Annotated in this window: 1 protein-coding gene; it reads right to left on the bottom strand. The window is 33.5% G+C overall.

What is annotated here, in order from left to right; all coding sequences use genetic code 11:
• Positions 1 to 50 precede the first annotated feature (50 nt).
• Positions 51 to 404 carry a DegV family protein gene (locus IV54_RS06335; protein ID WP_237756684.1) on the bottom strand — a complete coding sequence of 118 codons (354 nt, stop codon included), beginning with the start codon at positions 402 to 404 and terminating at the stop codon, positions 51 to 53.
• Positions 405 to 814: the final 410 nt, after the last annotated feature.

Here is an 814-nt window from a genome sequence, read left to right as displayed (position 1 = left end):
AACGCCTTATGAAATATTCTTTAATGTAGTGTTGCACTTAATTTGACAATTCAAGAATCAATAACTGTTATGATTGCGTTATTGACATTTTCAGAAGCTATTTTAAAAACCTTATTTGTAACTGATAAGCCGCTGGAGATTGTAATAGCAATGATTTTTTTATAACCTCGTTGCTGCAATTTTTTGATATATTGTGATACCAGTCCAAGAGTTGGACTAGCTGTTTTAGGAATATAACCATCTTCAATTAGTTGATACACTTCCTGAGGTTGAATAGTCACACGATCCAGATACTCGTGGTTGTTTGCTGTCACAACTAAGGGAACAACTTCAACATTTACTTGATTTTTTATTTCCGCGGGAATATCTGATGCGGAATCGACTAATAGTCCAATTTTTTTCATTTTCCCTCCATATAGTCTTGATAACCTTATAAATAGTATTCTACACTATATTATGAGGCTGTCAATACTACTATTATTCCATGATAGATTTTTGAAGTTGGCTTCTGATTATAACTTTCTACGGTGTGAGTCGCGTAGACCTGTAAATTCAAACCATCCACATAAACAAATGGGAAAGAGCAACTAACAAAATTGCGCCTACAGAGGACACCTTAGTACTGGAAAAATCAAAGCAGCTCAAGTTTTCAAGACTGATCAAATTAAACTTTCTATTTGCCATTTTTAAACAATAAAACACGCCAAGCTATTGTCATGGGAACAATAACTTGGTGTGTTTAAGTGTGTGAAAAGTACAAACGAGAGCGTAAAATATCTTGTGTAAATGCATAAAAGATTTCTGAATTGTATAG

The organism is Levilactobacillus paucivorans (assembly GCF_001437125.1).
Taxonomy (GTDB): Bacteria; Bacillota; Bacilli; order Lactobacillales; family Lactobacillaceae; genus Levilactobacillus; species Levilactobacillus paucivorans.
This window is presented reverse-complemented; position numbering and strand designations above follow the sequence as displayed.